The sequence below is a fragment of the Caldicellulosiruptor obsidiansis OB47 genome (assembly GCF_000145215.1).
In the GTDB taxonomy this organism is placed as follows: Bacteria; Bacillota; Thermoanaerobacteria; order Caldicellulosiruptorales; family Caldicellulosiruptoraceae; genus Caldicellulosiruptor; species Caldicellulosiruptor obsidiansis.
Window position 1 is genome coordinate 1212703 of record NC_014392.1, and the last position, 13851, is coordinate 1226553.

A 13851-nucleotide genomic window follows, 5' to 3' on the forward strand; every position below is an offset into this window, starting at 1 on the left:
TCACACTAATAAATGCGGTAAAAACAATGAGGAGAAAAATAAAATGGTAAAGATAGGAGTGTTGTATGAAAACCCCTTGTACAAGAAGATATTTAAGAGTGATTTTGTTGATTTTGCAAAAAAAAAGGGTAAAAAAATATTAGAGATAGATTTAGCGAACGAAAAGATCAGTGCCGAAAAAATTACAAATTTGCTTATAGACTTTAATCTTCCATTTGATTATATCATTTTTTATTTGGATTGTCCACAAAATGTTGTAAAATATTGTGAATTCATTGTTGTCCTTCAGAATGAGATTTTAAGTAGGTGGAAAGACACTTTTAATAAACACCATAAAATTTTAATCTTTATGGATAATAACGTACCTTTGGCATTAAAAAATACTTCTTGTAATGTTATTGATATAGGCTTTTCATCCCAAAACACCATAAATATAACTCATCTTGATTATGGCAGTGACAACAAGGTAAGCCTGAGCCTATTTTTCCAGAGAGCTGTTGAGACCATTGATGGCAATATTATTGCCGAGAAAGAAATAAAAGAAAAAGAAAATCTACAAAAAGAGGAAGAGGGGATATCTGTCTGTGTAATTTCTGCCACTTTAAAAAGTTTGTGTGGTTTGAATTTGAATGTCTAAAAATTTACTTTGTTGAATAGTATAAAAATAGGCTAAAAAAGTACGAAAGGATGAGTGTTTGCCATGTCTCAAAACCCTTTAGAAAACAACAGAGTTTACTTGTGTGGAAAGGTTGTTACTCCACTTAATTTTAGTCATGAGAGTTTTGGTGAAAAATTTTTTACATTTAAGCTTGAAGTTCCCCGACTTTCTCAGCAAAAGGATATTTTAATTGTAACAGTTTCTGATAGACTTTTAATCAATGTAAATCTTGAAGAGGGAAACTCGGTAGAGGTAATAGGACAGTTTAGGTCATACAATAATCCTTCAAATGTAGGAAACAGACTCATCTTAACAGTATTTGCAAGGGACATTAAAAATGTTGAGAGTATTGACCCTTCGAAGAATATCAATGAGATATTTTTAAATGGATATGTGTGCAAAAAACCTCAGTATCGCACCACGCCTTTAGGAAGGGAAATAACAGATATTTTGCTCGCGGTAAATAGACTGTATGGGAAGTCAGATTATATTCCTTGCATTGCTTGGGGGAGAAATGCCCGTTTTGCAAGTACATTTCAAATAGGTGATAACATAAAAATATGGGGAAGAGTGCAAAGTAGAGATTATCAAAAGAAATTGGAAGATGGTAGGGTAGAGATAAGAACTGCTTATGAGGTTTCTATATTTAAGCTTGAAAAAGTAGAAAAGGAAGAGAATGCGAACTAAAGATGTGATATAGATATTATCTTTGAAATATGATAAAATCATAAAAAGTGACAAAAGAAAAAAGAGGTGTAGTTGTTGAATCTACCAAATATTCTCACAATTTTAAGATTTATATTAGTACCAGTATTTGCTGCAATATTTCTTTCTCATCTGAAGTACAATTATCTGATAGCGCTAAGTATGTTTTTATTATCAGGCCTCACTGATGTTTTAGATGGTTTTATTGCACGAAGATACAATATGGTTACACAATTTGGAAAACTATTTGACCCGCTTGCAGACAAGTTGATGATACTTACTGTCTTGTGGTGCCTTGTTTTGAAAGAATATATACCTTCATGGGTTTTTTATATTGTTCTTGCAAAAGAGATTTTTATGATAGTAGGTTCAGCTCTCTTATATGGGAAAATAAAAATAGTGGTTTCTGCTAATATATATGGAAAAATTTCAACTTTTTTGTTTTACATAGCCATTGTCGCGTTAATCTTAAGATGGCAGATATCCTTTTTTACACTCATATTAGCTCTAATTTTTGCTGTTTTTGCACTTGTAATGTATGTATCAAAATATGTAAATGAATATAAAAGACTCAAAAGCACCTCCCGTGAATAACTGCATTATAAGTTGGTTAACCTACAAATAGGAGGTGCTTTTGTTATGAGTGAAAAAACTGAAAAAAGGTATGCAAGCTGGCTTGGTATAATTGTGAGATTTGTTGTTGCTTCATTTATGATGCTTTTGATGCAGCTCATTTACCCTAACTTTGTATTCAGTAATTGGATGATAGGAATAGCTTTAATTGTAGCAATATCTGTGATAACATATATAATTGAAAGAATAACAACACTTTATAGAACCCCTATAGGAAGAGGAATAATTGCTTTTTTAGTAACTTTTGCCATCTTATATTTTGGTAATATGTCAGTACCAGGTATCAAAATACCAATTATCGCTAATTTGGTTACCTCTTTTGTGGTGGGAATGTTTGATATATTTTTGCCAGACAGGGTATTTTAAATTAGAAAGGCAAAGGGGGTCTTTTTTTGGATATAGGAAAGGTACCTGTAGAGATACTACAAAAACATATCTTTAGTAAATCAAAAACAAGCAAAAACATTTTGTTGTTTCCTAATATTGGAGAAGATTGTGCTGCTGTAGATATTGAAGGAGAAATAGCTGTTCTTACTATGGATCCAATTACAGCAGGCGATAGTATGAGCGGTTTTTTATCGGTTATTGTTGCTTGCAATGATTTGGCGGCAGCTGGAGCACAGCCACTTGGAATACTTACTACTGTGCTTCTTCCCCCTGGAAGTGGTGAGGATGAATTTGCGCATATATTAACTCAAATAAGAGATGCTTGCAATAAATTAAACATACATCTTTTGGGCGGACACAGTGAAGTGACAACTGCAGTTACAAGACCATTGATTGTTTCAACTGGATTTGGAAGGGTAAAAAAAGAGTTTCTTGTTTCTACAGGTGGAGCAAAGCCTGGTGATAAAATTGTTATAACAAAAACAATAGGTTTAGAAGGTATTTTTATTTTATATAACAAGTATAAAGAAAAACTAAAGGATATATTAAATAGCCACGAAGAAAAAGAAATAGAAAGCTTTGTAGAAAAATTAAGTGTTGTAAAGGAAGGGATGATAGCAAGAGAATATGCCTCCAGTATGCATGATATTACAGAAGGTGGACTTTTTGGAGCTATATATGAGGTGTGCAGAGCATCAAGTAAAGGTGCAGTAATATATGAAAATATGATAAATCTCAGTAGTGCAGTTCAAAAAGTGTGCGCTTTTTTTAATTTAAATCCATATAAGCTTATCTCAAGTGGAAGTATGTTAATTACGACAAACAGGGCAGATGAACTGGTAAAAAAGCTTTGGAGAAATGGCATTGAATGCTGTGTAGTAGGAGAAATTATGGAAAGACCAAATATAGAATTTATATCTAAAAGTGGAGAGATAATTTATATCAATGAGTTGCCAATAGATGAAATATATAAAGTTGTGTAAAAGAGAGGTAGAAAGAGGATGAAAATCCTTGTTATTGATGATGATATAAAGATATGTGAGGTAATAAAACTCTACTTAGAAAAAGAAGGGTTTGAAGTGGTAGTTACTCACAATGGTATGGATGGAATTTCTGTTTTCAAAAATGAAATGCCCGACCTGGTTATATTAGATATTATGTTGCCCAAAAAAGATGGATATGAGGTTTGTAGAGAACTCAGAAAGATTAGTAACATTCCAATTATAATGCTCACTGCTAAAGGAGAGACTTTTGATAAGGTACTTGGATTAGAGTTAGGAGCAGATGACTATATTGTAAAACCGTTTGATCCTAAAGAGTTAATTGCACGTATAAAAGCAGTACTGAGAAGAACACAGGGTGAAGTCAATGATGAAAAGGTTGTGGTATATCCAAATCTGACAGTAAATCTCACTACATATGAGGTGAAACTTGAAGATAAAGTAATAGATATGCCGCCGAAAGAGATAGAGCTTTTGTATTTTTTAGCATCGCATCCTAATAAAGTGTTTACCCGTGAACAACTTCTTGACCATATATGGGGTTACAATTTTGTTGGTGACACTCGAACAGTTGACGTACACATCAAAAGAATAAGAGAAAAGATCGAAAATAATAAGTATCCTTGGAAGATAAAAACCGTATGGGGTGTAGGTTATAAATTTGAAATTTAGATTTATTTAGGGAAGTGAAAAGAATTGAAATCCATATATTTTAAATTTGTACTGACATATACAATCATAATTGCAGTCGGATTTTTAATTTTTGGAACAGTACTCAATAACTTGACAGAAAACTATTTTATCTCTCAAAAGCAGACTCAGCTTGTTCGTGAAGCAGAAAAGATTGCAACTGGACTGGCTCTGTGGTATATCACAGGTTTTTTGGAGCAAGATAGACTTAGGTTTGAGATTAGATTTTTACGAGATTATCTTAATGCTTCAATCCTATTGATAAACAAAAATGCAAATGTAATATTAAACTCGGACGAACAGGTGTATATAGATGACTTTAATCTGAGAAAGATAAGAGACAAGGTCTTTGAAGGCGAAATTGCTGTAAAAAAGCTTCTTATAGGTGATATTATAAAAAGAGAGTATTTGGTTATAGGGTATCCGGTTGTGATAAACAATCATATTATTTCAGGACTGCTTCTTATCACTTCCACCGATGAAATAAGGCAAACATTAAAGATGTACAACAGAATAATTTGGCTTGTTACATTATTCGAAGTTTTAGTTGTCCTGATAATAACATATGCACTGACTCAAAGGATTATCACTCCCATTAAAAAGCTTGCACAGGCTTCAAGAAGGATAGCCGAAGGTGATTTTTCGCAAAAAATACCTATTCCAAATAACAGTGATGATGAAATTAGCGAACTTATTTCATCTTTTAATTATATGACAGAAAAATTAGAAAACTTGGAGATGATGCGAAAAAGTTTTATTTCTAATGTGTCACATGAACTCAGGTCTCCTCTTACTTCAATAAGAGGATTTGTGGAAGGTATATTAGATAGAACTATTCCAGATGACAAAAGAGATTTTTATTTGACTCTTGTAAAAGAGGAAGTTATAAAGCTTAACAACTTGATTAATCAACTTTTAGAATTGTCAAGACTTGAATGGGGAAAAATAAATGTTAATTTGAGTGAATTTAAGATTTATTCTGTGATTGCAGAAGAACTCATTAAATTTGAAAAGCGAATAGAAGAAAAAGAAATAGATGTAAGTTTACAAGTGGATGAAGAACTTGTTGTCAAGGCTGATAGAGATTTGATAAGCAGAGTTATTCACAATCTTCTGGACAATGCTATAAAGTACAACAAGGTTGGCGGGAAGATATATATATATTCTGAAGTAGTAAATGGTAAAGCCTATATAACAATACAAGATACAGGCGTGGGTATTCCTGAAAAGCTACAAAAGCTTATCTGGGAAAGGTTTTATAAGGTTGATGAGTCAAGAAGCCTTGAAAATGGAGTTGGGTTAGGGCTTTCAATTGTAAAAGAGATTATAAAGCTTCATAAACAGAACATCTGGGTTGAAAGTGAGGAAGGTGTGGGCTCAAAGTTTACATTTACGCTTGATTTAAAATAATTTTTATTATTTGTTAACAATTCGTTAATAATTTTTTCAAAAACAAGGGGTAGAATTATAAGTGAAAAAACAAAGTGAGAGGTGAACAAAGATGACAGATAAATTTGATTTCGAAACTCCAAACTATCAACCATATTACAGTCCTATTAATTTTGAGATTCCTAAAACAATTAGAAAGAAAAAATCTATAAAAGAGTATTTAGTTGCAGGACTTATAGGTGGCATAATTGGTGCGTTGTTGGTTTCAATATTTTTTATTGGTTATTTTGGAGTAAACTTTAATAATTTCAAAAATAATGCAAATTCAACGCTAAATACCCTAAACTTGAATAGTTCGAGCAATGCAGAACCACTGACAAAAACAGTTGTCCTGAATTCAGGTAACAGTTCTTTTGTGACAGATGTAGCTCAAAAAGTTGGTCCGGCTGTTGTGGGTATTAAAAATAAAGGGACAGCTTATAACTGGTGGACTGATGAAGAACAGGAAATCACAATAGGTGAGGGTTCTGGTGTCATAATTAGTAAAGATGGTTATATTGTAACAAATAACCATGTTGTTTCGGGTGCAAAATCTGTGTCCGTGATTTTATCAGGCGAAAAAGAAGTTCCAGCTACAATTGTTGGTACAGACGCTTTGAGTGATATAGCGCTTTTAAAAATTGATCCGAAATATGTAAAGGCTGTTGCTCCTCTTGGTGATTCATCTAAGGTAAAAGTTGGAGAGTTTGTTATTGCAATAGGAAATCCTTTGGGACAAGAGTTTGCTGGCACAGTTACATTTGGCGTTGTGAGTGCAGTAAATAGAAAGCTTGATATGGGAAATGGTGTTCAGATTCCACTTATTCAAACTGATGCTGCAATAAATCCGGGTAACAGTGGTGGTGCACTTGTAAATAGTAATGGTGAAGTTATTGGTATTAACACAGCCAAGATTTCTCAAACAGGTGTTGAAGGAATGGGATTTGCTATTCCAATAAACTATGTAAAACCGATTATAAATGATTTGATGAAATACAAAAAAGTTTTAAGACCAACCATAGGCATATCTGTTATGGAATATTATGATAGAAATGGTAATGTAATGGGGATGTATATTTCAAAGGTTTATTCAGGTACGGGCGCTGCCAAAGCTGGTTTAAAAGAAGGAGATATAATTTTGCAGATAGATGGTAAGAAAGTTACTACATTTTCAGATATTCAATCAATACTTTCAAATCATAAAATTGGTGATGTAGTAATCATAAGAGTTCTGCGGGATGGCCAGACCAAGGACTTCAAAGTGACTTTGGGTACTCCTGTTGATACAACTACTGATGACTAAAATTAATTTCGGAAAGATTTGATCAGGTTACATCTTTTTCCTAAAAGATGTGACCTGTTTTTTTGTATATTATCATTCCGAATATTATCCCGAAATATTTTAATTTTGTTCACAATTAATTATTGACATAAAGCGTGTTGCTTTGATAATATGTACTTGTAGATGCCAAACATTCGGATAATATATTAAAAAAATGTTCGAAGAAAGGTGGTATACTTGTGTTAGAAAATATTTTTAAGCTCAAGGAAAGAAAAACTGATGCGAAGACAGAGGTCATTGCAGGTTTTACCACATTTATCACAATGGCGTACATAATCTTTGTCAATCCTTCTATTCTCAGCACAACTGGACTTGACAAGCAAGCTGTCTTTTTTGCAACATGTATTGGTGCGGCGGTTGGAACTCTTATTATGGCACTTTACGCTAATCTTCCATTTGCTCTTGCACCTGGCATGGGTCTTAACGCTTTCTTTACCTACACTGTATGCCTTCAAATGAAGTATACTCCTCAACAAGCATTGGCAGCGGTGTTTATATCAGGTATTATATTCATAATAATTACTCTAATGGGGCTTCGACAAGCTATAATTAGGTCAATTCCCATTTCGCTAAAGCATGCCATGACAGCAGGAATAGGGTTATTTATTTCATTTATTGGATTTATAAATGCAGGAATTGTGGTTATTGATTCAGGAACGAAATTGCCTAAATTTGGAGATTTTACAAGTGCATTTAAACCACTCACAAGCAATCCTAGTATAAATCAACAAATACTTACTTCTCGAGGGGCAGTACTTGCCTTGATTGGGCTCTTACTGATAGGCGTGCTAATAGCTAAGAGAGTAAAGGGTGCAATTATAATAGGAATAGTAATTACTACACTACTAAGTTTTATAGCAAAGTTGGTTGATATTTCTAAATTTACTTTTTCATTAAATTCATTCAGATTAAAAGCTTTCAATTTTGATTTTAAGGGATTATTTGCTGCACAAACTCATGATAAAGGCTTTGTAGCTTTATTTTTGAGTTTGTTTGCAGTTGTATTAACATTTACACTTATTGATATGTTTGACAATATAGGAACGCTTGTAGGTCTTGCTGATAAAGCGGGCATGCTTGACGAAAAAGGTGATATTCCTAACATGGATAGGGCGTTGATGGCAGATGCGTTTGCTACAACTATAGGGGCAATTTTGGGAACCTCCACAGTTACAACATATATTGAAAGTGCAGCTGGTATAGAAGAGGGCGGAAGGACAGGTCTTACATCCTTGGTTACAGGTATTTTATTTATCCTTGCATTGGTGATTGCGCCGTTTATAGGGCTTGTGCCATCCCAGGCAACTGCTCCAGCCTTGATTGCTGTTGGTGTGATGATGATCAGCTCTATCAAAAAGATTGATTTTAACGATTTTGAGGAAGCTCTTCCAGCGTTTTTAACAATTGTAATTATGCCGTTTACTTACAGCATTGCGAACGGTATTTCGGCGGGTATTATATTCTATGTTTTGGTTAAACTTTTAAGAGGAAAAGCAAAAGAGGTTCATCCTATAACATATATTCTTGCTATACTTTTTATTCTGAGATTCATGGTTATTGCACACTAAATAAAAAGGGGAGCATATAAGTTGCTCCCCTTTAAAAATCCAGGTATTGCATAAATATACATTGCTTACATTAAAGAATGCTTATACTTTTACACTAATTGATAAGTGGGAGGTTTTTCCAATGAGTTATGTTATTACAAAACTTTTGTATGAAGGCAAAGCAAAGAAGATTTATGAAACTAATCATCAAGATGTTGTTGTGATTGAATACAAAGATGATGCGACAGCTTTTGACGGCACAAAAAGAGGTATAATTAATAATAAAGGAATTGTCAACAACTTAGTATCAAACCATTTTTTCAAAATATTAGAGTCCAACAAAATTCCTACACATTTTATAGAACAGATTGATGAGAGAAAGACAGCTGTTAAGAAAGTACAGATAATTCCAGTTGAAGTTATTGTGAGAAATATAGCTGCAGGTTCACTATGCAAAAGACTTGGACTTGAAGAAGGAGCGATTTTGAAAAGACCCATCTTAGAATTTTGTTACAAGAACGATGCCCTTCGCGACCCTCAGGTGAACCAATACCATATCTTGGCTTTGGAACTTGCAACTGAGGATGAGATTAAAAAGATTGAAGAGTATTCTTTTAAAATTAACGATGTGCTCAGAAACTATCTAAAACAAGTTAACATCAACCTTATCGATTTCAAACTTGAATTTGGCAGGTACAAAGGAGAGATAATCTTGGCTGACGAGATTTCTCCAGACACCTGTAGGTTTTGGGACGTTGCGACTAAAGAAAAGCTTGATAAGGATAGATTTAGAAGAGATCTTGGAAATGTCGAAGAGGCGTACATGGAAATATTAAAAAGACTTGGTCTTGATAAGACGAAGTAATTAAACTGAAAATAATTGTTTGAAAGGGGAAATATCAATGCTTAAAGCTGAGATTTTTGTATATTTAAAAAAATCAATTTCAGACCCACCAGGAATTGCTGTGTTGAATTCTTTAAAGAGTCTGGGATTTGACAATGTAGAAAAAGTCAGAATGGGAAAGTATATTGTGGTATATTTGAACGAAAATGATATTGAAAAAGCAAAAGAACAGGTAAAACTCATGTGTGAAAAGCTTTTATGCAACCCTGTCATGGAAGAATACAAGTTTAACATTTCGGAGGAGTAAGAGATGAAGTTTGGCGTTGTAGTGTTTCCGGGTTCTAACTGTGATAGTGATTGTTTTCATGTTATTAAAGATGTTATCAATGAAGATGTCGAGTATATTTGGCACGACAGTGATGAAAAATTAACGGGGTTTGATTGTATAATCTTGCCTGGCGGATTTTCGTACGGGGATTATTTGAGAGCTGGAGCAATAGCAAGGTTTTCGAAAGTAATGCCAAGGATAGAGGAATTTGCGCACAATGGAGGACTTGTGATAGGGATATGCAATGGGTTTCAGATCCTTACTGAGAGTCATCTTTTGCCAGGTGCGCTGATAAGAAATAAAAATCTTAAATTTATCTGTAGTGACCAGTATGTAAAGGTAGTGAATACAAACACTCCTTTTACTAATCTCTACACAAAAGGTGAAGTAATAAATCTGCCTATTGCCCATGGTGAGGGTAACTATGTTGTAGATGAAGAAACATTAAAACAAATGATTCAAAATCAGCAGATTGTTTTGCAGTATTGTGACAAATATGGCAACGTCAATGATGAAACAAATCCCAATGGTTCTATTCTAAGTATAGCAGGTGTGTGTAACAAGGAGAAAAATGTTTTTGGACTGATGCCCCATCCTGAAAGAAGTAGCGAGAAAATCTTAGGTTGCGAAGATGGTAAAAGAGTATTTTTAAGTATTGTCAATTTTTTGAAGTCGAGGTGAGAGGTTTTGAAAAAACATCTTTATGAAGAAGTAGGTCTGACATACGATGAGTACAAAATGATTGTGGAGATTTTAGGGAGAGAACCGAATGAACTTGAGCTTAATCTTTTTGGAGTTATGTGGTCTGAACACTGTGGATATAAAAACTCAAAAGCCTATTTAAAAAACCTTCCTACAAAAGGTGGACATATACTTCAAGGTCCAGGTGAAAATGCAGGGATTGTTGACATAGGTGATGGATATGCAGTGTGTTTTAAAGTAGAGAGTCACAATCACCCCTCAGCAGTAGAACCGTACGAGGGTGCAGCAACAGGAGTTGGCGGGATAATACGAGATATATTTACAATGGGAGCAAGACCAATAGCTCTTTTAGATTCGCTCAAGTTTGGTAATCTCAATGATAACAGAACTAAATATTTGTTTGAAGGGGTTGTAGCTGGTATTGCAGGATATGGTAACTGTGTAGGTATCCCTACTGTAGGCGGTGAGACTACATTTGACCCTGTTTACAAAAACAATATCTTGGTCAATGTTATGTGTGTAGGTATTATGAAAAAAGATAAAATTTTCAAAGGGGTTGCGCAAGGAGTAGGCAATTCTGTGTTTTATGTTGGGCATACCACTGGCAGAGATGGAATGGGTGGAGCCACATTTGCATCAACCGATCTTACAGCTGAATCAGAAGAAAAAAGATCTGCTGTGCAGGTTGGAGATCCATTTATGGAAAAACTTCTTCTAGAAGCGTGTTTAGAGCTTTTTCAGACTGATGCAGTTGTTGGTATTCAGGACATGGGCGCAGCAGGGCTTACTTCTTCAACGTGCGAAACAGCTGCAAGAGCTGGAACAGGCATCGAAATAGATGTAGCACTTGTTCCAAAAAGAGAAGAAGGTATGAACCCAATTGAAATTATGCTTTCAGAGTCACAAGAAAGAATGCTTGTAATTGTTAAAAAAGAAAGAGAGGAAGAAGTATACAAAATATTCGAAAAATGGGGACTTCATGCAGTAAAGATAGGAAGAGTAACAGATGATGGTATGCTCCGAGTTCTTGACAATGGCAAGGTGTTAGCAGAGGTTCCTGCGAAGGCACTTGCTCATGCGCCAGCCTATGTCAGAGAAGTAAAAGAGCCAGCGATAATAAAAGAGGCTGAAAAATTTGATGTATATTCAATTCCGCAACCAAATGATCTAAACGAGGTTATTTGCAAGATGATTTCAAATCCTAACCTTGCAAGCAAAGAGTACATCTATCGCCAGTATGACCATATGGTCAGAACAGATACTGTCATAAGACCAGGTCATGATGCAAGTCTTTTGAGAATAAAAGGAACAAAGAAAGGAATTGCTGTCACAATAGATAGCAACGGTAGATATTGTTATTTAAATCCATATGAAGGAGTTCAACTTGTGTTGGCAGAAAGTTATAGAAATATCGTGGCTGTGGGAGCAAAACCGCTTGCAATCACAGATGGACTTAACTTTGGAAATCCGCACTATCCAGAAATTTATTACCAATTTGTCAAAACAATTGAAGGAATGAAAGTTGCATGCGAGTATTTCGAAACTCCTGTAACTGGCGGAAATGTATCGTTCTACAACCAGTCAGAAGAAGGAGCTATTTACCCTACACCTGTAATTGGAATGATAGGTAGAATTGACGATATCGAAAAAGCGGTTGACATTTCTTTCAAAAATGAAGGTGATTTGGTTGCAGTTATTGGAAAAACCTCAGATGATATTGGAGCAAGTGAATATCTAAGTTTTTATCATGGAATAGTTTCTGGTAGGGTGCCAAAACTCGATTTAAAGCTTCACAAAAAAGTATGTGATAAAGTCTTAGAATGTATCAACAAAGCTCTTTTCAACTCTGTTCATGATATTTCAGATGGAGGTTTTGCAATTGCTCTTATAGAAAGTGCAATAAGAGGTTCAAAGGGTGCTGAATTGCAAATAAAAACAGAGCTAAGAGAAGATTTTTATCTTTTCAGTGAAACGCCAGGAAGGTTTGTTGTTACATTCCAAGAAAGTAATTTAAGAAAAATACAGGATATATTAGATGACATTGAGCTTACTGTGGTAGGAAGAGTAACAAATGAGTTTGTGATAAATGGTAAGATAAATAATAAGGAGATTCTTTTGGACCTAAAAGAGGTTGAGAGGATATATCAGGAGGCAATACCATGTGCTTTAAAGAGTTAGAAGAGAGTTTTAAAGACCATTGCGGAATATTTGGCATATATTGTCCAGATGGTAAACTTGATGTTGCGAAGATTACTTATTTTGGACTTTACGCTCTTCAACACAGAGGTCAGGAAAGTAGCGGTATAGCTGTAAATGACTCGGGAAATATCATTTATCATAAGGACAATGGCCTTGTCAATGAAGTTTTCAACGAAGTGGTGCTAAATCATCTAAAAGGATATTCAGCAATTGGTCATGTAAGGTATTCTACTACAGGCAAAAGTGACAGAGAAAACGCTCAGCCTCTTGTCATAAAATACAGAAAAGGTCATATGGCTCTTGCGCACAATGGCAATCTTGTTAATGCACATATAATAAGAGAGAAACTTGAGCAAGAAGGAGCAATCTTTCAGACAACTATTGATTCTGAAGTTATTGCAAGTTTGATTTCACGTAACAGAATAAAGTCCGAAAATATTGAAGAAGCCATTTTAAAAACTATGGATGAAATAAAAGGAGCGTATTCTTTGCTGATTTTAACACCCAACAAACTTATTGCAGTAAGAGACCCTTATGGTCTCAGGCCTTTGGTTATGGGAAAGATAAACAACAGTATTTGTTTTGCATCAGAAACATGTGCCCTGGACACTATCGGAGCAGAATATATCCGAGATGTTGAACCAGGAGAGATAATTTCGGTAACTAAAAGTGGTATTAAGAGTGAAAAATACAATAATAACACTAAACACTTATGTGTATTTGAATTTATCTACTTTGCAAGGGCTGATTCATACTTGGAAGGAATAAGCGTTTATGAAATAAGAAAAAGGCTTGGGAAACAACTTTGCAAAGAGTCTTATGTGGACTGCGACATTGTAATTGGTGTGCCAGATTCTGGGACAACTGCTGCCATCGGTTTTGCCGAAGAAGCTGGTATTCCATTTTCAGAAGGTTTTATAAAGAATAGGTATATAGGAAGAACATTTATAAAGCCTGAACAGACCCAAAGGGAAATAGCTGTAAAAATAAAGCTCAATGTTTTAAAAAATAATGTGGCAGGCAAAAGAGTGGTTTTAATTGATGATTCTATTGTAAGGGGAACAACATCGCGAAAGATAATAAAAATGTTGAGAGATGCAGGGGCATTGGAGGTTCATCTTAGAATAAGTTCTCCGCCTGTTCTTTTCCCTTGTTACTATGGTATAGATACACCTGACAGGAAAGAACTAATCGCAGCAAATTACTCAACTGAGGAGATTGCAAGAATTTTAGGTGCTGACTCTTTAGAATACCTAAGCTTAAATGGGCTGAATGAGGTCTTTGATGGGAAAATCTATCAATTTTGTACAGCATGTTTTAGCGGAGATTATGTAACTGAGATACCAGGAAATTTTAATAAATATATTCTTGAAGAGGGTGTTTGAAG

General features: G+C 34.6%; 14 protein-coding genes. All 14 read left to right on the forward strand.

The window, feature by feature from the left end; all coding sequences use genetic code 11:
* Nucleotides 1–43 precede the first annotated feature (43 nt).
* The 14 genes from COB47_RS05520 (at nt 44) to purF (ending at nt 13849) form a co-directional block, all read left to right on the forward strand.
* Nucleotides 44–637 (forward strand): hypothetical protein, encoded by a 594-nt coding sequence (locus tag COB47_RS05520; protein ID WP_013290392.1) that lies wholly within the window; start codon nt 44–46, stop codon nt 635–637.
* A 63-nt stretch (nt 638–700) separates the two neighbouring features.
* Nucleotides 701–1345, forward strand: a complete 645-nt coding sequence (locus tag COB47_RS05525) for a single-stranded DNA-binding protein (protein ID WP_013290393.1) — start codon at nt 701–703, stop codon at nt 1343–1345.
* Nucleotides 1346–1417: 72 nt separating this feature from the next.
* Nucleotides 1418–1957, forward strand: a complete 540-nt coding sequence (pgsA, locus tag COB47_RS05530) for a CDP-diacylglycerol--glycerol-3-phosphate 3-phosphatidyltransferase (RefSeq protein WP_013290394.1) — start codon at nt 1418–1420, stop codon at nt 1955–1957.
* A gap of 45 nt (nt 1958–2002) precedes the next feature.
* Nucleotides 2003–2362: a phage holin family protein gene (locus COB47_RS05535; RefSeq protein WP_013290395.1), complete on the forward strand. Its 360-nt coding sequence runs from the start codon at nt 2003–2005 to the stop codon at nt 2360–2362.
* 26 nt (nt 2363–2388) lie between these two features.
* Complete coding sequence (locus COB47_RS05540; protein WP_013290396.1) at nt 2389–3366, forward strand: AIR synthase family protein; 978 nt, start codon at nt 2389–2391, stop codon at nt 3364–3366.
* Nucleotides 3367–3384: 18 nt separating this feature from the next.
* Complete coding sequence (locus COB47_RS05545) at nt 3385–4056, forward strand: response regulator transcription factor (protein ID WP_013290397.1); 672 nt, start codon at nt 3385–3387, stop codon at nt 4054–4056.
* Between the two features lie 24 nt (nt 4057–4080).
* Nucleotides 4081–5484, forward strand: a complete 1404-nt coding sequence (locus COB47_RS05550) for a sensor histidine kinase (RefSeq protein ID WP_013290398.1) — start codon at nt 4081–4083, stop codon at nt 5482–5484.
* A 91-nt stretch (nt 5485–5575) separates the two neighbouring features.
* Nucleotides 5576–6805 carry a S1C family serine protease gene (locus tag COB47_RS05555; RefSeq protein ID WP_013290399.1) on the forward strand — a complete coding sequence of 410 codons (1230 nt, stop codon included), beginning with the start codon at nt 5576–5578 and terminating at the stop codon, nt 6803–6805.
* Nucleotides 6806–7023: 218 nt separating this feature from the next.
* On the forward strand, nt 7024–8412 hold the full coding sequence (locus COB47_RS05560) for an NCS2 family permease (RefSeq protein ID WP_041742440.1): 1389 nt from the start codon (nt 7024–7026) through the stop codon (nt 8410–8412).
* Between the two features lie 121 nt (nt 8413–8533).
* On the forward strand, nt 8534–9256 hold the full coding sequence (gene purC, locus COB47_RS05565) for a phosphoribosylaminoimidazolesuccinocarboxamide synthase (protein WP_013290401.1): 723 nt from the start codon (nt 8534–8536) through the stop codon (nt 9254–9256).
* Nucleotides 9257–9293: 37 nt separating this feature from the next.
* Complete coding sequence (purS, locus tag COB47_RS05570) at nt 9294–9542, forward strand: phosphoribosylformylglycinamidine synthase subunit PurS (protein ID WP_013290402.1); 249 nt, start codon at nt 9294–9296, stop codon at nt 9540–9542.
* Nucleotides 9543–9545: 3 nt separating this feature from the next.
* On the forward strand, nt 9546–10244 hold the full coding sequence (gene purQ, locus COB47_RS05575; protein WP_013290403.1) for a phosphoribosylformylglycinamidine synthase subunit PurQ: 699 nt from the start codon (nt 9546–9548) through the stop codon (nt 10242–10244).
* Between the two features lie 6 nt (nt 10245–10250).
* The gene (gene purL, locus COB47_RS05580) at nt 10251–12443 is read left to right on the forward strand and encodes a phosphoribosylformylglycinamidine synthase subunit PurL (RefSeq protein ID WP_013290404.1); all 2193 of its coding nucleotides are present in this window, start codon (nt 10251–10253) and stop codon (nt 12441–12443) included.
* The gene (purF, locus tag COB47_RS05585) at nt 12425–13849 is read left to right on the forward strand and encodes an amidophosphoribosyltransferase (RefSeq protein WP_013290405.1); all 1425 of its coding nucleotides are present in this window, start codon (nt 12425–12427) and stop codon (nt 13847–13849) included. The genes purL and purF overlap by 19 nt, the downstream gene beginning before the upstream one ends.
* Nucleotides 13850–13851 lie beyond the last annotated feature (2 nt).

Coding starts and splice junctions, on each gene's coding strand:
- COB47_RS05520 (WP_013290392.1), top strand. CDS start 44: ATGGTAAAGATAGGAGTGTTGTATGAAAACCCCTTGTACAAGAAGATA.
- COB47_RS05525 (WP_013290393.1), top strand. CDS start 701: ATGTCTCAAAACCCTTTAGAAAACAACAGAGTTTACTTGTGTGGAAAG.
- COB47_RS05535 (WP_013290395.1), top strand. CDS start 2,003: ATGAGTGAAAAAACTGAAAAAAGGTATGCAAGCTGGCTTGGTATAATT.
- COB47_RS05545 (WP_013290397.1), top strand. CDS start 3,385: ATGAAAATCCTTGTTATTGATGATGATATAAAGATATGTGAGGTAATA.
- COB47_RS05555 (WP_013290399.1), top strand. CDS start 5,576: ATGACAGATAAATTTGATTTCGAAACTCCAAACTATCAACCATATTAC.
- purC (WP_013290401.1), top strand. CDS start 8,534: ATGAGTTATGTTATTACAAAACTTTTGTATGAAGGCAAAGCAAAGAAG.
- purS (WP_013290402.1), top strand. CDS start 9,294: ATGCTTAAAGCTGAGATTTTTGTATATTTAAAAAAATCAATTTCAGAC.
- purQ (WP_013290403.1), top strand. CDS start 9,546: ATGAAGTTTGGCGTTGTAGTGTTTCCGGGTTCTAACTGTGATAGTGAT.
- purF (WP_013290405.1), top strand. CDS start 12,425: ATGTGCTTTAAAGAGTTAGAAGAGAGTTTTAAAGACCATTGCGGAATA.